The sequence below is a fragment of the Muriventricola aceti genome, assembly GCF_025567565.1.
Lineage (GTDB): Bacteria > Bacillota > Clostridia > Oscillospirales > Oscillospiraceae > Lawsonibacter > Lawsonibacter aceti.
In genome coordinates, this window is record NZ_JAOQKF010000011.1 from 76,695 (window position 1) to 98,037 (window position 21,343).

The 21,343-nt window shown below is 60.3% G+C and carries 21 protein-coding genes; 4 read left to right on the forward strand and 17 right to left on the reverse strand.

What is annotated here, in order from left to right; all coding sequences use genetic code 11:
* Nucleotides 1-65 precede the first annotated feature (65 nt).
* The 3 genes from OCV64_RS12280 to OCV64_RS12290 all read right to left on the reverse strand — a co-directional run bounded on the left by OCV64_RS12280 (nt 66) and on the right by OCV64_RS12290 (nt 2,788).
* Nucleotides 66-1,571 (reverse strand): ABC transporter substrate-binding protein, encoded by a 1,506-nt coding sequence (locus OCV64_RS12280; protein ID WP_262670195.1) that lies wholly within the window; start codon nt 1,569-1,571, stop codon nt 66-68.
* Nucleotides 1,572-1,615: 44 nt separating this feature from the next.
* Nucleotides 1,616-2,437, reverse strand: coding sequence for a peptidoglycan editing factor PgeF (pgeF, locus tag OCV64_RS12285; protein WP_262670196.1), 822 nt, complete (start codon nt 2,435-2,437; stop codon nt 1,616-1,618).
* 138 nt (nt 2,438-2,575) lie between these two features.
* Nucleotides 2,576-2,788, reverse strand: coding sequence for a hypothetical protein (locus OCV64_RS12290; protein WP_240288484.1), 213 nt, complete (start codon nt 2,786-2,788; stop codon nt 2,576-2,578).
* A 198-nt stretch (nt 2,789-2,986) separates the two neighbouring features.
* Here OCV64_RS12290 and OCV64_RS12295 point away from each other — a divergent pair, with 198 nt between their 5' ends.
* Together OCV64_RS12295 and OCV64_RS12300 are read left to right on the forward strand one after the other, a co-directional pair.
* A complete protein-coding gene (locus OCV64_RS12295) occupies nt 2,987-3,871 on the forward strand; it encodes an MFS transporter (protein ID WP_240288486.1) in 885 nt (294 codons plus the stop codon).
* Nucleotides 3,872-3,923: 52 nt separating this feature from the next.
* Nucleotides 3,924-4,100, forward strand: a complete 177-nt coding sequence (locus OCV64_RS12300) for a DUF1540 domain-containing protein (RefSeq protein WP_147573160.1) — start codon at nt 3,924-3,926, stop codon at nt 4,098-4,100.
* A 72-nt stretch (nt 4,101-4,172) separates the two neighbouring features.
* On the opposite strand, the gene OCV64_RS12305 is transcribed toward OCV64_RS12300, so the two are convergent.
* The 3 genes from OCV64_RS12305 to rsxC are packed head-to-tail and all read right to left on the reverse strand — an operon-like array spanning nt 4,173 to nt 7,782.
* Complete coding sequence (locus OCV64_RS12305; RefSeq protein WP_186851815.1) at nt 4,173-4,763, reverse strand: Rnf-Nqr domain containing protein; 591 nt, start codon at nt 4,761-4,763, stop codon at nt 4,173-4,175.
* A gap of 33 nt (nt 4,764-4,796) precedes the next feature.
* Nucleotides 4,797-6,464, reverse strand: coding sequence for an RnfABCDGE type electron transport complex subunit D (locus OCV64_RS12310; protein ID WP_186851814.1), 1,668 nt, complete (start codon nt 6,462-6,464; stop codon nt 4,797-4,799).
* Nucleotides 6,454-7,782 (reverse strand): electron transport complex subunit RsxC, encoded by a 1,329-nt coding sequence (rsxC, locus tag OCV64_RS12315; RefSeq protein ID WP_186851813.1) that lies wholly within the window; start codon nt 7,780-7,782, stop codon nt 6,454-6,456. Before rsxC ends, OCV64_RS12310 begins: the two co-directional genes overlap by 11 nt.
* Before the next feature lie 270 nt (nt 7,783-8,052).
* On the opposite strand from rsxC, the gene OCV64_RS12320 reads away from it, so the two are divergent.
* Nucleotides 8,053-10,269, forward strand: a complete 2,217-nt coding sequence (locus OCV64_RS12320) for an S-layer homology domain-containing protein (RefSeq protein WP_147573155.1) — start codon at nt 8,053-8,055, stop codon at nt 10,267-10,269.
* A 75-nt stretch (nt 10,270-10,344) separates the two neighbouring features.
* Here OCV64_RS12320 and OCV64_RS12325 read toward each other — a convergent pair whose 3' ends face one another.
* From OCV64_RS12325 to OCV64_RS12345, 5 genes are read right to left on the reverse strand one after another with little or no spacing between them, the layout of a single operon-like run.
* Nucleotides 10,345-10,878, reverse strand: coding sequence for a 2-oxoacid:acceptor oxidoreductase family protein (locus OCV64_RS12325; RefSeq protein ID WP_147573153.1), 534 nt, complete (start codon nt 10,876-10,878; stop codon nt 10,345-10,347).
* The gene (locus OCV64_RS12330) at nt 10,875-11,618 is read right to left on the reverse strand and encodes a thiamine pyrophosphate-dependent enzyme (protein ID WP_147573151.1); all 744 of its coding nucleotides are present in this window, start codon (nt 11,616-11,618) and stop codon (nt 10,875-10,877) included. Before OCV64_RS12330 ends, OCV64_RS12325 begins: the two co-directional genes overlap by 4 nt.
* A gap of 1 nt (nt 11,619) precedes the next feature.
* The gene (locus OCV64_RS12335) at nt 11,620-12,687 is read right to left on the reverse strand and encodes a 3-methyl-2-oxobutanoate dehydrogenase subunit VorB (protein ID WP_262670198.1); all 1,068 of its coding nucleotides are present in this window, start codon (nt 12,685-12,687) and stop codon (nt 11,620-11,622) included.
* Nucleotides 12,688-12,701: 14 nt separating this feature from the next.
* Nucleotides 12,702-12,914, reverse strand: a complete 213-nt coding sequence (locus OCV64_RS12340; protein ID WP_147573147.1) for a 4Fe-4S dicluster domain-containing protein — start codon at nt 12,912-12,914, stop codon at nt 12,702-12,704.
* A 17-nt stretch (nt 12,915-12,931) separates the two neighbouring features.
* The gene (locus tag OCV64_RS12345) at nt 12,932-13,624 is read right to left on the reverse strand and encodes a nucleotide-binding protein (RefSeq protein ID WP_262670199.1); all 693 of its coding nucleotides are present in this window, start codon (nt 13,622-13,624) and stop codon (nt 12,932-12,934) included.
* Nucleotides 13,625-13,768: 144 nt separating this feature from the next.
* Here OCV64_RS12345 and OCV64_RS12350 point away from each other — a divergent pair, with 144 nt between their 5' ends.
* A complete protein-coding gene (locus OCV64_RS12350; RefSeq protein ID WP_147573145.1) occupies nt 13,769-14,476 on the forward strand; it encodes a FadR/GntR family transcriptional regulator in 708 nt (235 codons plus the stop codon).
* Nucleotides 14,477-14,520: 44 nt separating this feature from the next.
* Here the strand turns inward: OCV64_RS12350 and OCV64_RS12355 are convergent, their stop codons facing one another.
* From OCV64_RS12355 to OCV64_RS12380, 6 genes are read right to left on the reverse strand one after another with little or no spacing between them, the layout of a single operon-like run.
* Nucleotides 14,521-15,474: a tRNA dihydrouridine synthase gene (locus tag OCV64_RS12355; RefSeq protein ID WP_147573143.1), complete on the reverse strand. Its 954-nt coding sequence runs from the start codon at nt 15,472-15,474 to the stop codon at nt 14,521-14,523.
* Between the two features lie 53 nt (nt 15,475-15,527).
* On the reverse strand, nt 15,528-17,741 hold the full coding sequence (csaB, locus tag OCV64_RS12360) for a polysaccharide pyruvyl transferase CsaB (protein WP_262670200.1): 2,214 nt from the start codon (nt 17,739-17,741) through the stop codon (nt 15,528-15,530).
* Between the two features lie 25 nt (nt 17,742-17,766).
* On the reverse strand, nt 17,767-18,261 hold the full coding sequence (locus OCV64_RS12365; protein WP_147573139.1) for a DUF4330 domain-containing protein: 495 nt from the start codon (nt 18,259-18,261) through the stop codon (nt 17,767-17,769).
* Nucleotides 18,258-18,764: a DUF4330 domain-containing protein gene (locus OCV64_RS12370; protein ID WP_262670202.1), complete on the reverse strand. Its 507-nt coding sequence runs from the start codon at nt 18,762-18,764 to the stop codon at nt 18,258-18,260. The genes OCV64_RS12365 and OCV64_RS12370 overlap by 4 nt, the downstream gene beginning before the upstream one ends.
* Entirely contained in the window at nt 18,751-19,884 is a 1,134-nt protein-coding gene (locus OCV64_RS12375; protein WP_262670203.1) for a glycosyltransferase family 4 protein, read from the reverse strand. Before OCV64_RS12375 ends, OCV64_RS12370 begins: the two co-directional genes overlap by 14 nt.
* On the reverse strand, nt 19,881-21,341 hold the full coding sequence (locus OCV64_RS12380; protein ID WP_262670204.1) for an O-antigen ligase family protein: 1,461 nt from the start codon (nt 21,339-21,341) through the stop codon (nt 19,881-19,883). The genes OCV64_RS12375 and OCV64_RS12380 overlap by 4 nt, the downstream gene beginning before the upstream one ends.
* Between the last annotated feature and the right edge of the window lie 2 nt (nt 21,342-21,343).

The following is a 21,343-nucleotide window of genomic DNA, read 5'->3' on the forward strand; positions in this document are numbered from 1 at the left end:
TCCTCCACCTATCTTTCTTTCGATGAAAGGGCGCCAGCCCGCGCCCTGGATATAACAGCAGCTTTCTAGGAGATAACCCAGTTCTCCAGGTCGTAAAACAGGTTTCCACGCACCGGGGATAAACCGGACAGTCTTCCCCACTTCGTCAAAACGGAGTTGTTTTTAAAGCACACCGGCACCAGCGGGACCCGCTGCCCCAGATAGGCGTACAGGGCGGAAGCGGCCTCCTCCCTGCTGTCCATGGGCGCGGCAGCCAGAGCAGCCAGCAGTTGGTCGGTCTGTTCATCCTGCCAGCGGCCGTAGTTCAGCGCGCCATCCGAGGCAAGCAGCGCGGACAGGTCAAAATCAGCGGTGAGCGCCACCTCCCCCAGATACAGGTCGAACCGTCCCGCCTCCAGTGCGGAGATATATTCCTCAAAGGGCAGGTTGTCCACACGGACCTTCATCCCCGCCGACTCCAGCTGGTCGGCGATCCACTGGGCAGCAGATGCCTTGGCCATATTCTCGGTGTTGACCAACAGTACCAGCTCCCGGCCAGCCGCGCCCAACGCCTCCAGCTCCTTCACCAGGGCCTCCGGGTCGTAGGACAGTTGGGAGGCAATCCACCGGTCGTACATGGGGCTGTCCGGGTGGACAGGCAGGGTGGAGGGGACCGCGTGGGTAGCGTAGGTAATGCGGGCGATGGACTCCCGGTCTACTCCGCGCCCCAGAGCCTTGCGCACCTCCGCCGACTGGCACAGGCCGGCCCTGGTATGGAAGCCCAGGTAGATCATGGACGTGGTGCTGTAATCCCAGGTCTCATAGCTGCCAGAGTAGCCCAGGGAGTTGGTCCCCATCAAATCTACTTCCACCAGGGAGATATCCCCAGCGTCAAAGGCGAAAATCATCTCGTCACTCTTGTTCATAATCTTCAGGGAAATCGTATCAGCAGGCATCTGTCTGGCCTGCCACCAGTTCTCCCGTGCGGTTAGCTCCGCCTCCTCCCCGTTTTCCGACAAAAGGTATGGGCCGGTTCCCACAGGGCGCTCCCCTGCCCCCAGGGCCAGCGGGATGTCCAGCAGCAGGGGGAGTGAGCCGTTTGGTTCGTCCAGTGTGACTGTCACCGTCCCCTCCCCAGCGGTGATTGAGGTGACATGGGACAGCCGGCCGCTGTAACGGGAGCCCTCCCCTCTGGCCAATTCCAGGGCGGCGGCCGCCACCTCTCCCGTTAGAGAAGTGCCATCGGAAAAGGTAACTCCACCGCGAAGGGTAAAGGTCCAAGTCAGCTTGTCCGGGCTGACTGTATAGCTCTCGCACAGCACCGGCTGGGCCGTGAAGGAGCCGTCCACGGCGAACAGTCCCTCGTACAGCAGGGGCGCTAATGTCAGGTTGGCCCGGTTGGCGGACAGCGCCGGATGCAGGCTCTGCTGAGGATAGAACGCCAGGGTCAGGGTCGCCGTTTCCGGCTCCCGGACCTCCTCCTGGCTGGTATCCACAGAGCTGTCAGAAGAACTGGCCTCTCCTTCCCCGCCGCAGGCGGATAGGGAGAGGAGCAGGGCGGCGGAGAGAAGGCAGGCGCAAAATCGTTTCATACACTAACCTTTCACAGGGCAAAGATAGAGGTATCTTCTTCCCATCACGGGGTGGGGAGAAGCTGGATCATAGCCGCCATGCTGCCCCTGGCATTCCCCTGGACCCGGTGGGACCAGAAGATGTCCAGGCGGCAGGCGGTACAGGCGTCACAGACGGAGATATGGTCCGGGTCCAGGCCGGCCAGCTCCAGCCAGCGGCGGTTTGCCCCCTTCAGGTCCACCTGGTACTTCCCCGCCCGTGACAGGGGGTGAATAAAGGGGTCGGCTTCCACTCCCAGGCCGCCGCGCAGTCCATCGGGCACGTCCACATGGGTCTCAAAGCAGCAGGGGCCAATCCCCGGCCCAATGGCGGCCAGGATATCCGCTGGGCGGCAGCCGTAGTCGCCGCACATTTTTTCCGCTGCCCGAGCGGCGATCCCCAGGGCGGTGCCCCGCCAGCCCGCATGGGCAGCGGCTATGCAGCGGCGGACCGGGTCATAGAGCAGCACAGGGATGCAGTCTCCAGAAAAGATGGTCAGGCAGACACCAGGCTCGTCAGTGACCAGGCCGTCCGCCTCATAGACGCCGGGGGCGGCTGGGTCGGACTGGATATCAGCCCGTGTCACAGGGCGGACAAGATCGCTGTGGACCTGATGATTTTTCACCAGGCTCCGGGCATCCGTACCGACCGCAGCGCAGAAGCGGACAAAATTCTCCCGGACATTGGCCGGGTGATCCCCCCGGTTAGCCCCCAGATCCAGGCTGTCCCATGGGGCGGGGGATATCCCACCCAGCCGAGTAGAAAACCCGTGGGCCGCCCCCCGCCAGGCAGGGTCCATGCAGGCATAAAAAAGGACGCCATGGCGCTGCTGACGTGTGATATCCATGGCCGTCCCCCCCTCTTTTTCATGATGTTCTATTTTATCCCAAATTCCTGCCGCTGACAACCCGTTACATGGAAGAAAACCATCTTTCTTTTCCCCCGGATTCGGGTCACTTCCGCCAAAAGGCGGCTGGCTTGGGCGCTAGATCTGACTCAGTTCCCGCAGGGTATCCTGGATGGTCTTCTGAGGCAGATAGACCGCCGCCATCTCGGACAGCTGGCGCAGCGTCAGGGACCGGGCGGCCCCCACCATGGGATGTTTCATCAATTTTCCAAACCGCCGCTGGAAGACCGCCCTGGACTTGGGGTCGTCCAACAGCTCGCCCACGGTGATGGTCTGGTTACGCAGATCCATGTAAGATCACCTCCACTTCCCATTCTATGCCAGCAGGGCGGCGGTTTGACAGATGAACGATATTTTCTTTCCTGAACCGGGCGTGTTGTTTTCAGGGGAGCAGAGAGGAGGGGGAACGCCTACCCATTTCTTGACTTTCCAGCGCGGACATACTATACTCTCTTTTATATAAACTTATTATCAAGGAGGTCGGCCATCTTGGCAAAACATAAGATACGGGACCTGCTATCCTCCGCCAACTCCGCCCTGCTGCGGAAGCGGACGGTAGCCATGGTCTATGTTCTGCTGCGCTTTCTGGTCATCATCATAGCCGTAGCCCAATTTTTTAATGGCAACTACGAAAATGTGTTCCTCTGCGGCCTGACCCTCATTCTGTTTCTGCTGCCTACCATCTTCGAGCGGGCACTAAAGATCGATTTGCCCAACACCATGGAAATCATCATCCTGCTTTTTATTTTTGCCGCCGAGATTTTGGGGGAAATCCAGTCCTACTACACCACTTTCCGGGGGTGGGACACCATCCTCCACACCCTCAACGGCTTCCTCTGCGCCGCTATCGGCTTTGCGTTGGTAGATATGCTGAACCGGACAGAACGGTTTTCTCTGTCCCTCTCTCCTGCCTTCATGGCCATTGTCGCTTTCTGCTTCTCCATGACCATCGGGGTCCTGTGGGAGTTTTTCGAGTGCGCCATGGACCAGTTTTTCCTGTTGGATATGCAGAAGGACGCGGTGATCCACTCCATCTCCTCGGTCATGCTGGACCCCACCGGGGGCAATACCCCCACTATCATCCGGGACATTGCCGACGTTATCGTGGTCACAGGCAGTGGGGAGGAGATCTCCCTCGGCCTGGGCGGTTATCTGGATGTGGGGATCCTGGACACCATGAAGGACCTGTTCGTCAACTTTATTGGGGCGGTGGTTTTCTCCTTTATCGGCTATTTCTATGTCAAGAGCCGTGGGAAAGGCCGCTTTGCCCGGCGGTTTATCCCTCAGGTTGTGGATATTCAGCCCGAGGATCAGGAGCCTTGGACCCCAAAACTTTTAAAAAAATCGAAAAAGAATCGTTCTGATAAAGAATAATCCTGCCCCGGCAATCCATACTAAGGCCATCCACAGTAAGGGAGGTTTTAATATGGATAAGAAGTCCTGCAACACCAGCATCAAGTGCACTGTAAGCTCCTGCGCCTACCACAATGCTCCCCAGAACTGCTGTTCTCTGGATTCCATTAAGGTGGGCTGCTGCGACTGCACCCCCACCAAGTGCGAGGGTACTGAGTGCGCTTCCTTTAAGCTGGGCCAGGTCCGCTGAACAGTTTTTTCAAAGACAAAGAGAGGCCCGGAGCCAACGGCTCCGGGCCTCTCTTTGTATCTTTTCAAGCTCTCAGTCCAGGTGCAGACCATAGTAGCCCACAAGGGCCATGGCCATCAGCCCGGCCGTAATGAGTTGAATGGGTATTCCCCGGAAGGATCTGGGACAGCTCTCCAAGTCCACCTCGTTTTGCAGACCGGCAAAGCTGGCCAGTGCCACAGTAGCGCCGATTCCTCCGCACAGAGCGAATATCAGCGCGGCGGGCAGGCTGTAACTGCGCTGTGAGATCAGCAGGGCTGAACCCAGGGCGGCACAGTTGGTGGCCACTGATTTCAGTTGTCCGTCAATCCGGCGGGACAGCTCCGGGATACATACCTTCAGAAATTTTCTCAGTCCGGCGACCAGCCCTGGAATGAGGAGTGCCAGGACCAGCAGCCGGTAATGCTGCCAGCCGAACCGCCCCAGCAGGAAAAAGTCGATAAGCCAGGCGCACAGGGCCCCCAGTACCATGACCGCGGTCAGGCAATATCCGGTACGCACCGCGTCCATTGGGTCTCGGAATGCCTCGGTCCTGGTGCCAATGCCCATGCAGCTGACCAGCACAAAGTTTTCGGACAGCAGGGCGGCCAACGCCACCCCCGCTAGTTCCAAAATAGAGGCCACAGGGCCACGCCCCCTCTCTCCAGAGCGGACCATTCAACCCGCTTCACTGTCTTCATAGTAGATGTCCGCTCCTTCCGTATCCAGATTAGCCACGATGGCCAGCGCCCGGTTGACTCCGGCGGTAATCGCGTGTGAGGTTGCGGTCGCGCCGCTGACCGCGTCCACTGAGTTGCTGCCCGAGGCACGGATGGTACCCGCCTTCCCAACATATCGGCTGAGGGCGGCAGGGGTCAGGGCTTTGGCTCCAGTATCCCGGTTCTCCCGGTGGTCGGTGACGGCCACGCCGGTAACCTTGCCGTCCAAGTCCACTCCCACCACCATAGTGATGGGGCCGCCGAAGCCCTGAGACTGGACCTCCACGCAATAGCCAAGCAGTTCATTCTCCCCGCTGTACCCACCCAGGATACTGAGAGCACCGGCGGCCCGATAGGGTGTTTCCGAACTGAAGGAAGCCTGAGGCATAACTTGGGCCAGCAGTTCTCTCTGTTCCCTATTTTGCGCCCGGACAGTATCCAGGTCTGTATAGCGGTGCACACCGAAAATCATCACACCCACAGCCAGCACCACCACCCCCAGGCGGCTTAGGATGACAGCTTGGGACCGAATCTGGTCCAGATGGGCCTCACCGGGCATCTTGCCCTCCTGCAGCGCCTTGGTGAACAGGGAGAATTGAGGTTTGACAAATTTGATATCAGACATATGGGCCCGGAACCGACCCAGCCAGCTCTGGACCGCGGCCAGATTCTTTTCTCCAAAACGCCTGGGCATCCCCGCCCGGTCCAGCAGCCAGACACAGCAGTTCATAGTCAGAATAGCCCAGCCCACCCCCTCGGGGTAGGAGCTGTGGTAGCGTAGCAACACGGTAAGCAGACCACACCCCACGCCAAACATCAGCTGCCCCCTGGGTGTCACCGGAGACGTAACCGGGTCGGTGGCGAAGAAGAAGGCGCCCAACAGAAGGCCGCCGCCGCACAACTGGGCCAGCATCCAGGCGACCGGGTCGTTTCCCTGTGGAAACAAAAAGGTAAGCAGGGCGACTGTTCCCAAATAGGCCAGAGGGATACGGGGGGATATGACCTGCCGCAGCAACAGATAGCCACCCCCCAGCAGCAGCATAAAGGCGGATACCTCTCCCATGCAGCCCCCCCTTTGGCCCAGCAGAAGCTGGGACAGCTCCTGAGGAGGCAGGACTCCTTGGTGGAGGTAAGACATAGGCGTGGCGGCAGACACCGCGTCCACTCCCAGCAGGGGGAGGCGGTCCATAGCCTCCGACCAGTTGGTCATCAGCATGGGGAAGGTGGCCAGCAGCATCCGTCCCCCCAGGGCCGGGTTCATAAAGTTCTTGCCCAGGCCGCCGTAAAACTGTTTGACCACCACAATGGCGAAGGCCCCGCCCAGCACTGGCACCCAGTATGAGGCGGTGGCCGGCAGGCTCATGGCCAGCAGCAGCCCGGTGACACAGGCGGACAGATCCCGGACGGAGTCGCTTTCCCCCACCATCCGGCGGTACAGAAACTCAAACAGGACACAGGAGGCCACAGAGATCGCAGCCAGCACCAGCACCCGGACGCCAAACATAAAGACTCCCATAGCCAGCGCCGGCACCAGAGCCACCATCACATCCACCATCATGGCCCGCGTATTGGCCGGCTGCCGCAGCTGGGGGGACATCCGCCGGACCGGCATCAAATCAGGCCCCATGGCTGTCCACCCCCCTTCCCACATGCTCCGCTGCCTGTCGTACCAGATCCACCAGCGGAATCTGGGCCGGGCAGATATAGGAGCAGCAGCCGCAGGAGATACAGTCCTCTACATGGAGGCGGTCCAGCTGCCTCCACTCCCGCTGACGTAGGGCACGGGCAATAAACATAGGCGCCAGGTGCATGGGGCAGGCGGCCACGCATTTCCCACAGCGGATACATACCCCTTCTGGCCCATCCCGTCTTCGCTCCTCCTGCGTCAGACAGACGACGCAGTTGGTATTTTTTACAACGGGGGCCTCCAGGTCCTCTTGGGCTACCCCCATCATAGGGCCGCCGGTAAGGATCAGCTCAGGCCGCTCCCGCAGCCCCCCCGCGGACTCCAACAGAACGCGCAGCGGTGTGCCGATCGGCACCCAGAGATTCCGGGGCCGGACCACCGCTCCGCCGGTGACCGTCACAGCCCGGTGGGTCAGGGCCTTTCCTTTCACCAGGGCCTCCTGAATGGCAAAGACCGTGGCCACATTCAGCACCAGACATTTCTCCTCCCAGGCCGCCTTCCCCAGTGGGACCTCGCGGCCGGTGACGGTCTGGATGATCTGCTTCTCTCCCCCCAGGGGATAGCGGGTCCGAAGGGTACGTAGTTCCACTTTTCCGCCCCGTTTTCGAAGGCGGCGCTCAATGACCTCGGCGGCGTTAAGCTTGTCACCCTCGGTAACCACCACCGCCCGATGGGCCCCCAGGCAGCGGGCCAGGACCTGAGTGACCTGTAAGATCTGGTCACTGCGCTCCAGCAGCAGCCGGTGATCCGCGGTGACATAGGGCTCGCACTCCGCCCCATTGATGATCACAGTGTCCACTTTTCCGGCCGCCTGTTCCAGCTTTTGGACTGTGGGGGCCGCGCCGCCCCCCATGCCCACGACGCCAGCCTCCCGCACCCGGTCCAGCAGCAAATCTAGCGTGACCTCCTCCAAAATGACCGGCTCTGGCCGGCCAGACCAGGGGGTATCCTGTCCGTCGTTACGGATCACCACCGCCACCGACTGTCCGCCCCAGGGGTGGGGCTGTTCCCGGATCGCCGAAACCCGGCCGGATACGCTGGCATGGACAGCCGCGCCGCCCGGTCCCGGGCCGGCGATTGGCTGTCCCACCTCCACCAGGTCCCCAGGCTTGACCAGAGGGACAGATTCCTCTCCGGCACTCATACGCAGCGGGATAGCCACCTGCTCCGGCGGCCGGTCCAGCTGGGTCAGGTGCTTGCGGCGGGTAAGCTCTTTTCTTGTAACGGGGTGTACTCCCCCGAAAAAGGAACCTCGCATTGACTAACCTCCCTGTATTTTCCCTCTTTTGGAGAAAATACGTGGTAAAACTCTATTTTGTAGCAGAATATATCATAATCCAACCCAGCTTTTCTGTCCAGCCTTTTCACGAAAAGTTCACAATCCGATCCCCGTGTTTTTCTTCCGCAATAGGGAGGATTTTCTCCCTATGCGGCCAGCCCTATTGTCTAAAAATATTTTTTACATTATAATTTAAGTATATCTGCGCCGCCTTGCGCGCGGTAAAAATGGATAAGGGAGGAATTTTAGATGAAAAAAAACATGCGCAGACTGCTGTCCGCCGCTCTGGCGGCAGTCATGGTGACGGGCATGTGCTTCACCGCCTCTGCCTTCACCTACCCTTCCGCCTATTGGAAGCTCCACTCCGCCTGGGATGAGGCTGTGGCTGCCAAGAGCCCTGAACAAGTCATCTCCGTAGCCCAGCAGACTTATGACCTGCTGATGCCCCTGGGCCTGGGCGAGGATGTGTGCTACAACCTAGAGCCCAAGGCTGGCCGGGCCTCCTGGGCCTGTGAGATGAAGGGCGACATCGATGGCGCTATCCTGTGGCTGGAACGGCAGCGCACCTTTGCCAGCTGGCTGGACCAGAACATTCGCAGTTACAAGGATACCTTGCTCAACGTGGACGCTCGGATGGCTTACCTGAAAGCCGCCCAGAATGTCACCATCTACGCCCAGAGCGACGACAGCGCCTCCCCCTATGCGGTAGGCCCCAAGACCGGGACTTGGTATGGCACCCCGGCGGACAGCTCCACCACCGGCGGCTCCGCCTCTCTGATCTATGTCACCTTCGGTGACAGCTACTCTGTGGACTACTGGATCGACTACTACATGGACTGCTCGCCCGCTTTCCGGGAGGCGGCAAACGGCGGCGTCATCGAGTTTGCCTGGAACTTCAGCCCTGAGGGCACCGCCGGAGCCCAGGCCGTTCTGTCCGCTGACAGCTATATTGAGGAAAGCTTACGGGCTCTGGGCAGCTTGGATGCCACTGTCTTGCTCCGGGTGGGCGCCGAGATGAACAACTGGTCCGACTGTGACCCCGCTACCTATATCCAGGCCTTCCGCAAGGTGGCCGACGCCGCCAGCCGGTACAGCAACATCCAGATGGTTTTCTCCCCGGACAATATCAGCAACCGGAACCGGACCATTGCCGATTTCTATCCCGGAGACCAGTATGTGGATTGGGTCGGTATGTCCACCTATCACAACACCAACTATGCCGGTTACAGCGGCACCTCCTCTTACAGCTTTGACTATACCGGCTACGGCAATGACGCCTACTACGGCCTTGGCATCTATGACCATGACCCCATGGTCACCATCAAGCCTATCATCGACCTGGCCGTGTCCCACAACAAGCCCGTTATGGTCAGCGAGTGCGGCTTTGCCTATCGCAACAGCTCCGGCACCGACCTGACCTCCTTCGCCGTGGAGCAGCTTAACTGGTTCTATTCCTATATCAACATGGTCTATCCCCAGGTAAAGGCTGTGTTCTACTTCAACGCCGACCCCGACAGCGGATTTAAGTATATGCTCAACGGCAATTCCTCCGTGTCCTCCACCTATCAGAACGCCATCCGCAACAACGGCGCCTATCTGGATGAGGTGGACGGCTCCGCCACCGGCTGGGAAACGCTGGACAAGACCGCCCTTTCCGCTGGCGACAGCACACTGAAGCTGGCCTCCTATGTCAGCTTCCCCGGCAAGAAGACCAACACAGTCAAATACTATGTGGACGATAAGCTGGTCCACACCAGCACCCAGGCCCCTTACTACTATGAGCTCGACCTGGCCGCTCTGGGCGGCGGCAGCCACACCGTCAAGGCAGAGGCCAGCGGCGGCCAGTTCTCCCGCTCCAGCAAGACCTACACCCTGAATGTACCCGGCACCTCCACCCAGCCTGCCGACCCCACGCCCGGCACACAACAGCCCTCCGCCTGGGCTGCCGAGCTCATCGCCGACGCTAAGGACAAGAAGCTAATCACCGACCGCACCGAGGGCCTGTATCAGGACCAGATCACCCGCCTGCAGTTTGCCGAGCTGGCTGTCAACCTGATTGAAGAGGCCACCGGCAAGGAGATCACCCCCTCTACCCAGTCCTTCACCGACACCAGCGATCCCATGGTACTGAAGGCTGTGGCCGCTGGCGTCACCTCCGGCAAGGGCGAGGGTATCTTCGCCCCCAGCGATAAAATCACCCGCCAGGAGATCTGTGTCATGCTGAACAAGGTCATTGAGTATGTGGACCAGGCCAATGACTCTACCACCCTGACCGACACCAGCACCCAGGTGGATGCCAGCCGGTTCAACGATGTGGACCAGATTGCCGACTGGGCCAAGCCCGCTGTGGCCAAGCTGACCAATAATGGTCTGATGAGCGGCAAGGGCGACGGCGTCGCTCCTGTGGCCAACACCACCGTGGAGGAGGCCATCATCCTGATTCGCGCCCTGTACGACAAGTTCTAAGCCCTCCCTCCCCTAACATTAAAAGAGGAGCGGGACCTCATCAGAGGTCCCGCTCCTCTCTTCGATTTTCGCAGTTCAGACGCACTCCATGCCCCTGGCCAAAGCGGTCATGTTCAGGTCCACCAGCTTGGCCTTAGGCCCAGTGAACATCTGCCGGATCATCTCCCGCAGAGTATCCGCCTTCAGGGCGCCGGTGGCGGCGATATAGGCGCCTAGCATAACCATGTTGGCCACCTTTCCGTTGCCCAGCTCGTTGGCAATGGTGTCGCAGGGGACTTGGATAACACGCAGGTCTTCCCGGTCCACCTTTTCCTTGATAATGGAACTGTTCAAAAAGACGGTGCCGCCGGGGACCACCTCGTCCTCAAACTTCTTCAAAGAAGGGCCGTTCATGGCAATGAGCTCCGTGGGGTGATAGACGATGGGGGAGCCCACAGGCTCATCGGACATGATGACAGAACAGTTTGCGGTACCGCCCCGCATCTCCGGGCCGTAGGACGGGACCCAGGAAACCTCCAGCCCCTCCTCCAATCCGGCCTCTACCAAAGATTTGCCGATGGACATAACGCCCTGACCGCCGAAGCCGGCAATCACGATCTCCTTTTTCACTGGTCAGCCACCTCCTTGATGACGCCCAAAGGATAATACTCCGCCATCTTATCCAGCACCCAGCGGTTAGCATCCAGGGTGGTCATGCCCCAGTTGGTAGGGCAGGCACACAGCACTTCCACGAAGGTGAATCCCTCGTTGTTCATCTGCTTGGTAAATGCCTTCTTGATGGCCTTTTTGGCCTTGACAATGTTGGGGATATCGGCCACGCACACCCGCTCCGCGTATACCAGGCCGTCCAGAGTGGACAGCATCTCAGCCACCCGTATGGGCTTGCCGTGGAGTTCCTCTGTCCGGCCCATGGGCGCGGTGGTGGCCCGCTGGCCGATCAGGGTAGTGGGCGCCATCTGGCCGCCCGTCATGCCATAGATGGCGTTGTTGATAAAGATGGTAGTGAATTTCTCGCCCCGCATAGCGGCGTGGACGATTTCAGCGGCGCCGATAGAGGCCAGGTCGCCGTCCCCCTGATAGGTGAACACAGGCTGGTCCGGGTGGGTCCGCTTGATGCCGGTGGCGGCAGCGGGAGCCCGGCCGTGGGCGGCCTCGACAGCGTCGCAGGCGAAGTAACTGCCCGCAAAGACAGAACAGCCAACAGGGCACACACAGATGGTGCTGTCGATAATGCCCAGCTCCTCCATGACCTCACCAATCAGCTTATGTACAATGCCATGGCTGCATCCAGGGCAGTAGTGTAGCTCCGTATCCTGGAGGCCGGCAGTCTTTTTATATACAGTCGTCATCTTACTTGCCTCCCTTCAGCGCCCGTTCAGCCGCGTCCACGATCTGGGTCAGCGTGGGAATGCTGCCGCCGGCACGGCCCTCGAAATAAACAGGCTTTTCCCCCTCGACAGCCAGACGAACATCGTCTACCATCTGCCCCAGGCTCATCTCCACGGTCAGCACAGCCTGGACGCTGGCCTGACTGGCTGCCTTTTTCAGCGCCGCATAGGGGAAGGGCCACAGGGTAATGGGTCGGAACAGACCGGCTTTGACTCCCCGCTCCGCCAGCTGCTCGATGGCGGACATGGCAATGCGGGAGGGCGTGCCATAGGCCACCAGCAGCACCTGGCAGTCCTGGGTGTTCTTCTCCTCCCAGCGGATCTCCCGCTCCTCAATCAAGTCATACTTGGCCTGGATGGCCAGGTCGTGCTCCTCGCAGGCCTGGGCCTCGATGAACAGGGAGGTAACGAAGTTGTTGTGGGCCCTTCCGTTTCGTCCGCTTGCCGCCCAGTCCTTGGAGGGCAGTTCCCGCTTGGGGATATCGTGCCATTCGATGGGCTCCATCATCTGGCCGATCATACCGTCAGCCAGCACCACCACTGGATTGCGGTAGCAGTCGGCCAAGTCAAATGCCTCTTGTGTCAAATCCACAGCCTCCTGGATGTTGCAGGGAGCCAGAACGATGGTGCGGTAGTCGCCATTCCCGCCGCCACGGGTGGCCTGGTAGTAGTCGGCCTGGGAGGGCTGGATGGACCCCAAGCCGGGGCCGCCCCGCATCACGTTAACGATCACGGCGGGCAGCTCCGCGCCGGCCAGGTAGCTGATGCCCTCCTGCTTCAGGCTGACGCCCGGAGAGGAGGATGAGGTCATGGCCCGCTTACCGGAGGAGGCGGCGCCGTACACCATGTTGATGGCGGCTACCTCTGACTCAGACTGGACAAAGACCCGGCCCAGTTTGGGCATATGGAGGGACATATATTCCGGTATCTCATTCTGGGGTGTGATGGGGTATCCGAAGAAGCAGTCGCAGCCGGCTCGGATAGCCGCCTGAGCGATGGCCTCGTTCCCCTTCCAAAGTTCTTTTGCCATTTTCTTCTTCCCCCTTACTCTTTTTCCACAGTAATCACCGAGTCTGGACAGATCCTGGCGCAGCTGGCGCAGGCGATGCACTGGCTCAGGTCGGTGACTCCGGCCGGGTGATAGCCCTTCACATTGGCCGAGGTCATATCCAGGGCTAAAATGTGCTTGGGACAGACGGAAATACACAGCTCGCAGCCCTTACACCGGTCCCGGTCAAAGGTCAATCTTGCTTGCATAGGGACACTCCTCCTTTTTATTCATCCATTTCCCATGGTCTATTCATGTACAGCCGGACGGGGAACAGGGGGCCCGGCATCCCCTCTGCCTGGTCGATCAGTTCCTCCTGGATCACATGGCATACCACCGGCAGGCCGGTCTGGCTAGAAACTGTTCGGGCCAGGGCCGCTCCCGCCTCTAGGTCGGCCAGCTCTGTTTCCCGGCACAGGTGGGTGTTGTCTACCAGTCCGGTCACTCTCAATCCGGTGACCGCCTGGATCTCCTCCAGACTGGCCAGAGCTCCTTCCACGTCTCGTGTCTGAGGCCGGCGGGCGTTGAGGACAAATAGGACCCGGCATTGGGACCCCAGCAGTTGCGGCCGATATCGGGCCAGTACCCGTGCCCCTACGCCGCCCCCGCCGATATCCAGCACACCCCAGAGGTCCTGATCCTGGAACAGAACGTTCACCTCCGCCGGCATGGCCGGCACGTCGGCGTCCACACATGCCTGGGAGGTAGCAATGAGCCGCACCCCCTCGTGGGAGAGCAGATCTCTCCGCTCCCTGGAGCGGAAGTAAGGGTTGACCACATCCAGGTCGGCCAGGGCAGTCCGCTTTCCCTGCCGGGCCAGGGCCAGGGCCAGATTGACGGAGAACTCTGTCTTTCCGCTGCCACTGTATCCCACGACTACGGTCAAGCGGCTCTGCTCCAGCCACTCCATTCTGTCCATTGTTGCCCCCTCCCTTTAGACATATTATTTTATTACTTATTGTATGATGTCATAATATATCTTAAGATGTAGTATGTCAAGAGGCTTGCAAAAATTCTACATCTGTGGCATAATCATTGTATATTTTAACGGGGGAGTGGGTCTATGGCTAGGATTACATCAAAAAAACTGACCGATCAGACCGCTGACCGTCTGTTCCAGATGATTATTTCCGACCCGGAGCTTTGCCCTGGATCCAAGCTCCCCAACGAAACGGAGCTGTGCGCCCTGTTCGGGGTCAGCCGCACCACTGTCCGGGAGGCGGTGCGTTTCCTGGCCGCTCAGGGCTATGTGGAGGTACGGCGGGGGCTGGGCACCTTTGTAGCACCACGGACCACCATCAGTCAGGATATTGGCCTGCCCCAGTTGGAAACGGTCCAGGTTCGCCTCCAGGATCTGTTCGAGATTCGTTTGATGATCGAGCCCACTACCGCCATGCTGGCCTGCCATCGGGGCACTCAGGAGGAGCTGGACCACATCTTCCATTGTGCTGACGAGGTTGCCCGGCGGATTCGCTCCGGCAGGGACTGGGACAGCGCCGACGTGGACTTCCACCACGCCTTTGTGGCGGCCTCCCACAACCAGTTCATGGAGCAACTCGTGCCCATCCTCAACCGGGCGGTCACCTCCACCTGGCGGATGGTGGGCTCCTACCCCTCTCTGCCCGATATGGTGATCCAGGACAACGCCCTGATTACCAGTTTTCTCCGGAATCGGGACCCCCAGGGCACCCGGCTGGCCATGGAGTCCCACCTGCGCAGGACCATCCGGGTCCTAGAATTCGGGGACAGCAGTGTCTTATCCCTTTTGTGAAAAAAGACAAAAAGGGGGCCGCGCCAAGGTTGCGCGGTCCCCTTTTATTCCCATAGCGCGTCCTTGCGCATGGGCAGTTCCCCAAAGACACGGGCCACGGCCCCTTCATAGTCCCTGCTGTCCTGGGCCTTTCTGATGTCCTTGAACAGTCTGTCCCCGCCCTCGAACAGACGACACAGGTAGCTCCACAGCTCCTTCATGTGGAACACCGTATTGCGCTGGCTGCCGAAGGCCTCCAAATAGGTCTGATACAGCCCGTCGTGGAAGGCCCGCAGAACTTTCCTGTCCGGCGGCGGTTCCCCCTTGGCCTTGGCCGCCAGGGCCGGGTCAGCCAGCAGCCCCTGTCCGATCATTACCCGATCCACCTGGGGGAATCGCTCCTGAAAACGGCAGCATCCCTCCGCCGTCACCAGCCCGCCATTGTAGCACACAGGCCCGCTGTACATCTCCAGCGCCCTGGAAAATGCCTCGATCCGAACAGGCTCGGAATAAAAATCTTTCCGCACACGGGGATGAATGATGAGCAGATGGAGGGGGTATTTTTCGAATATCTCCAGGAGAGGTCCAAACTCCTCCGGCGACTCCAGACCCAGCCTTGTCTTGACCGACACCTTCACCCGGACGCCGCCAAATACCTGATCTAAAAATCGGTCCAGCTCCTCAGGATGGGCCAGCATCCCCGCCCCTTTTCCTTTCGCTACCACGGTGCCGGAGGGGCAGCCCAGGTTCAAGTTGACCTCCTCATATCCCATCTCTCCCAGAGCATTAGCCGCCCAGAGGAAGTCTTCGGCGCTTTTGGTCAGAAGCTGAGGGACTGCCGGGATGCCCCGGTTGACCTCCGGGTCTATATTCCGCCGCTCCCGCTGGGTGAACAGGTGCTCCCTGGTGGGACTGATAAAGGGCATATAGTATTTGTCCACCCCGAAAAAGTGTCGGTGGTGGACCCGGCGGAACTCCCCGCCGGTGATCCCCTCCATAGGGGCAAAGTAGTATTCCATAGCGTTCCCTTCAAAAAGCGGGGGCTGGGACACAGGCCCGACCCCCGCTGTCTTTACCGCTTACTCTCTTCCAGCAGCTTCAGCAGCAGCCGCTCATTCTCTCTGGCCTCTTGTGCCAGCTCCCCGGATCGTATCTTCAGCCGGTACAGTACCCCGTCGTAGTCGGCCAGCATCTGGTCCGCCCGGCGGATGGCCTCTCCTCCGTCAAATTGGTCTACATTTCCGGCCGCCGGCAGGTCCAGCTCCCGCAGGTAGCTGTCCACCTTGGGGTCGTAGACCAGTCCCATGGAGGGTACCGCCATCCGGGCGGCGAAGATCAGGGTGTGCAGGCGCATGGCCAGACAGAGCTTCGCCTTCCCCAGCACCCCCATCAGCTCCCGTGGGGTACAGGGAGCATCCAGCACATAGGAGGGAGTGCTCATCCGCTCTCTCACCTGCCGGGTGGCCTCCCGGTCCTTATCGGGCTGCATGAGCAAAAAGAGCATCTCCAGACCATGGGCCTGGTGCAGGTGGTCGCACAGCCGGGCCAGCTCCCTGGGGAACTCTCCCGTACCGGGCCAGCCACGGACGGACACCGCCACAAAAGGCCTGCCGTTTGGAATGCCGGTGCCGGACAGAAGCTGGGCGCACCGCGCCTCCCCCGCAGGAGCCAGGTGGAACACCGGGTCGGCGGTAACTCTGATATCGTCCCGCGTCACGCCCATGTCCCGCAACTCCCTGGCGGAGCTGTGGTCTCTTAGGGTGACCAGGGCGGCCCGCTCCACCACCCGCTTCACCCTCCGGCGGTTGGCCGGCTTATGGACCGGACCGATACCGTTGGCGTACAGCATCACCGGCTTGCCCAGCAGCTCGGCGCAGCGGATGACAGACAGATAGTAAAACAGGGACCGGGTGGAGGTGGTGTCCTGGAGCAGACTTCCTCCCCCGGACAGCAGGGCGTCACTTCGGCGCAGGGCGGAGAATACCCGCCACATTCGAAATCTGGGAATGGCATCCAGCCCGTACTGCCGCCGGGTCAGGTCCGGGTCATTGGACAGGACGGTGACGGCCACCTCGTCGCTGGCCTCATGGATGGCCTGCTGGATGGACTCCAAAATGGCGTCGTCCCCAGCGTTGGAAAAGCCGTAGTAGCCGCTCATAACTACCCGATATTTCCGGCGGCGGACCTGCTCATACATGGTTAGACAGTCGCTGGCCATGCGGCGGACGGAATAGTGGTCAAAGATGACCTGGCGGCCATAGGCCCCCAACCGCTCCCGCTCCTCCCACGTCAGGGAGAACGCCGCAGACACGTCGGCCAGCAAGGTCTCCGGTCTCGACACAGGCAGGCCTCGGCAGCAGAAGTTGCCCGCCTGTGCCTCGGTCAGCTTGTCCGGGCCAAACAGGCCGTGATAACCCTCGTTGCCCGCCACGATGACAGGCTTGGCGGCGGACATGGCCTCCAGCGCCGCCCGGGATACCCCCACAAAAAGGTCGCCGGCGGCCACGATCTCGTTGATGTCTGTCCGGGGGCCTGTCATGGTAATACAGTTGCGGCCCAGCCTTTGGTTGGTCTGATCGGCCAGCGCCTTCAGCTCGTCAAAGACGTTGCCGCCCCCGGCGATGAGCAGCTGGATGCCGGGGATCGCCCGATCCAGCTCCGGAGCGATCTGGATGAGCTGCCGGGCCACCAGAGCCCGGTCGGCATCCATCCGGCTGACATAAGAGAGGATGGGCCGGGAGGTGTCCAGCCCGAACTCCCGGATGACCCGCTCCCCCGAAACAGCGGGGGAGAACTTCTCTGTATCGATGCCGTTGATGGTCACAGAGATATGCTCCGGGGGCAGACCGTACTCCCGGATCAGGTACTCCTTGATATCCTCGGACACCGCCACGGTCCGCTGGCCCCAGTTGGTCAGATAGCGCAGGATGCCGCTGGTATCAAAGACCCAGTGGGCAGTGGTCACAAAGGGGAACCCCATCCGTTTTTGCAGGCTGCCGCACAGGAACGCCGGGATCCGGGCATGGGCATGGACCACGTCCGGCCTCTCCCTGCTAATGATGTCACGGAGAATGGTCCGGGAACGGCGCATCTCCCGAAAGCCCCGGCGGTGCATGGGCGCCTGGTAGTGGCGGATGCCGGCCGCCTCGATCTCCGGCACATAGACACCTCCATTGGATACGATGATAACATCGTGCCCCTGGTGCTTCAGCTCCTTGGACAGCTCCAGGATATGTGTCTCCGCCCCACCGATGTTCATGCCCATGGTGGCCATGAGGATCTTCATTGGGTCCCTCCTCTCCAGGTCATATTCAATCGATGGCTACCACTGTTCCGGTGAACTGGGCATAGGGCGTGTGGTAGTTGCGGGCGGAGTTGACACCAAGGTCATACACCCGGTTGACTAGATAGCGGCCGTCGCTGATGATGCCCCTGCCCTCTACGGTAAGCAGCAGGTTGACGCCGTCCTCCACGGGAGTCATCTCCATGGTGCCGTCGTCATATTCGGCCAGCTTGGCCCCCTCCATCACCTGAATGTCAGTGATTTCTCCCAGGGCACCGCCGCTGCTGTTGTCCACGTCATACAGCATGTCCTTCTCCCGGATGGCGTCGGCCACATAGCCCCGGACCCCGCTGACCAGGATCTGGTAAGTAAAGGGGGTGTCCGAGGTGGTGGTGCTGGTGATCTCACGGTGATTCGTCTTTACATACAGGGCCACAGCCATCACGATAACGACGGCCAGGACCAGCACGTCGATAATGCTGATCTTGCCGAACAGCCGGCCCTCCCGGTCAATGAGCTTCATTCCTGTCCCTCCCGTTCAATGGAGATAATGGGGCCGCTGGCCATATAGCCCTCGCCCCGGATATAGGCGGTGGACCCCACCAGCAGTTGGAAATTGCTGCCCAGGATGACCGCCTCCTCGCTGACTGTACAGGGGGCCTCTACCGTTACAAGGATATCCTCATAGCCTGGCACGTCGGCCAGTACATAGCTGTGGCTCTCCTGGTCCAGAAGCTGTGTCTGGGCGGGGACCGCCTGGGTGGACACCACCTGGCCCAGTTCGTTGTTCTTGATGTTGTCTACCAGCTTGTCCCCCGGCTGAATGATGGAGCCGGTCCCTTCGATCCATCGCTGAAAGCGGATAGTGTACCGGACCGTAGCGGCGGCAGTTGACGACTCGTTGGAAACGGCCTGGGGCTTTACGGCCATCCACAGCAGGACCGCGGCCACCGCCAGGGCCACCACCAAAATGATGCCATCAAACAGATTGAGCCGCAGACGGAACTTGTACTTATTTTCTTCCATGAGGATCTCCTTTCAGCACGCCTTGGTAGACGTTCTCAATATTTTTGGCAAACACCTGACCGGTAAAGCTGGTTTGGAACCGCTCTCTGGCCTGACGGCCCATCTCCCGGCGCTCCTCCGGCCTATCCATCAGATAGGCCATGGCCTTGGCCATGCTCTGGCTGTCTCGGCTTGGAAATAGCAGGCCGTTCTCCCCATCGGTCACCAGCCAGGGGTTTCCCCCGTAGTCGCTGGCGATGGTAGGCAGGCCCAGGCTCATCCCCTCCAGCAGGGCCAGGCTGGTGGCCTCGGTGCCGTAGGAGGCGTTGAGCTGCACGTCCAGGATATTCAGCAGGGCGGCCACGTCGGCGCGGAAGCCCAGCATCTGGACCACGTCTTCCACGCCCATCTCCACCACAGCCCGGGCCACATCTTCCTCAAAGGAGCCAGTACCGGCGATGAGGACCCGGAAGCCGCTGCGCCCTTGCTCCTTTAACAGCTTTGCGGCGTGAACCAAATACAGGTGGCCCTTATAGTCCTCGATCCGGGCCAGGATGCCGAATACCACCGTGTCCGGAGGGATGGAAAGCGCCTGCCGGAGCTTGGCGCGGTCCTCTGGCCCGGTCTCCTCCACCGGGGCCACGCCGTTCATCACCACGGTAATCTTTTTGGGGGAAATCCCCCCCTCGGTCAGGTTGTCCCGGGTAGCCGGGCTGACGGCGATGATATGGTCGGCAAAGTGCTCGTTGACCAGCTTGTTGACCCAACGGCCGGGCGGATACTTTATCTTGGCCGGGACCGGGAAGGCAGAGTGCCGGCTGTACACCACAGGTACATGGAGGCCCTTGGCGGCGATGCGGCCCGACAGGGCCCCATGGGTGTGGACCAGATCGGGCTTGATCCGCCTGATCAGCTCTTTGAGCACTTTCACATCGTCCCTGTGGTAAGAGCGGTCCGCCATGCCGTCCACCTCGTAGACCTGGGCGCCCGCCTGTTCCAAGGGCTCCTTTAACATGCTTCCCCTGGGGATGGCCACCATCGTTTCATATTGGGAGCGGTCGGCATAGCTCAAATAGTTCAGGATGACCCGGCCCGCCCCGCCGATATTGGTATCACTGATGATGTTCAGCACACGGATCATACCAGCAGCCTCCCCTCCGGGAGCTGCCCCCGCCGGGCAGCCAGACCGCCCAGGGCCAGATAAGCCCAAAACAGGAACATGACTCGGTAGTTATAGAAGGAGTAATCCGTCATGGCCTGGACCATAAAGCCGCATACTCCGGCCGTAATGCCGATTTGAAGAACCCGGCTGGTCCAGTTCTTTTCCTTGCCGATGGCAGAGCACATATCCCGGAAGAAGTTGAACAGCAGCAGAAGAAAGACCACCAGGGCACAGATACCCGCGTCGCACACCATCTGGAGGAATAGGTTATGGGAGTGGGGGGCCACAATGGTGTTATAGCTGTAAGCGGGATAGACCATGTTGAAGGCCCCGTCCCCCGGCCCAATACCACACAGCCAGTAATCCTTCAGCATGGCCAGTACGCCTATCCAGATATACACCCGGTAGGAGGTGGAGTTATCAGTGAGGTTTCCGATACTGGTAAACCGGGAGATCACCGTATCCGGTAGGACGAAATAGAGGGCTACCATGACAAAGGGGGCCAGCAGGAGCAGTCTGGGATTGAGGAGCAGGACAAAGACCAGCCCCGCAAACAGGAGCCCCAGCCAGGCCCCTCTGGAGAAGGTGAGGATCATGCAAACGCACATGACAGAGCAGCAGGCGAGGTAAAAGACCCGGTTCAGCCAGTCCTTGGCCCCCAGCAGCTTGGCTCCCCCCAGTGGGATAAGCAGGATCAGATACTGCCCCAGCATATTGGGATTCTCCAAAGTGGAGGGCACCCGGAACTGGATGCTGGAGAACATATCGCTGTCCACCCAGGCGGCGGACTGGTAGCCCCAGCGGAAGATATACTGGAGGATGCCGTAAGCGGACACGATGGCCCCAGCCAGCACCATCAGGGCCACCAGCGTGTCCAACTGGTTTCGGTTGGTCACCCCGTTGTACACCACGATAGAGAACAGAATGAAGGCCACCGACAGCAGGCCGGGCTGAAGGCTGCTCTCAAGGTCCACCGAGAAAAGAGTGCCCGCCAGATAAACGCCGGCGTAGAGGATGATATACTTGTTGACCGGGGACCAGGCCAACTGACGCTCCCTGTCCCGGACCAAATTGAGCAGCAGAGAGGCATAGCCGATGGCCGCCAGCCCCATGGTTATCAGAGAGGGGCGGGACACGGCCAGCATCGGGGCCAGCACCACCGGGATCGCGCACCACAGCCAGGTTCTGGTAAAGATGCTCCCGGCAAAGAGCTTTTCCAGCCTCAGCTTATCATAGAGCCAGCACAGGCCCCTCCGCACCAGGGACCAGAGCTTGAAAAAGACGCTCCGCTCGGACGAGGCTCTATTCCACCCCGCCGGGTGGAGGAACCACTGGACCAGTCCGCTCCGCTCCCATTGGCGGCTAAACCACAGGCATACCGCCGTCAGCCACCGCCAGACCAGGCTGGCGGACAACACTTGCTTCATCTGTTCCATCC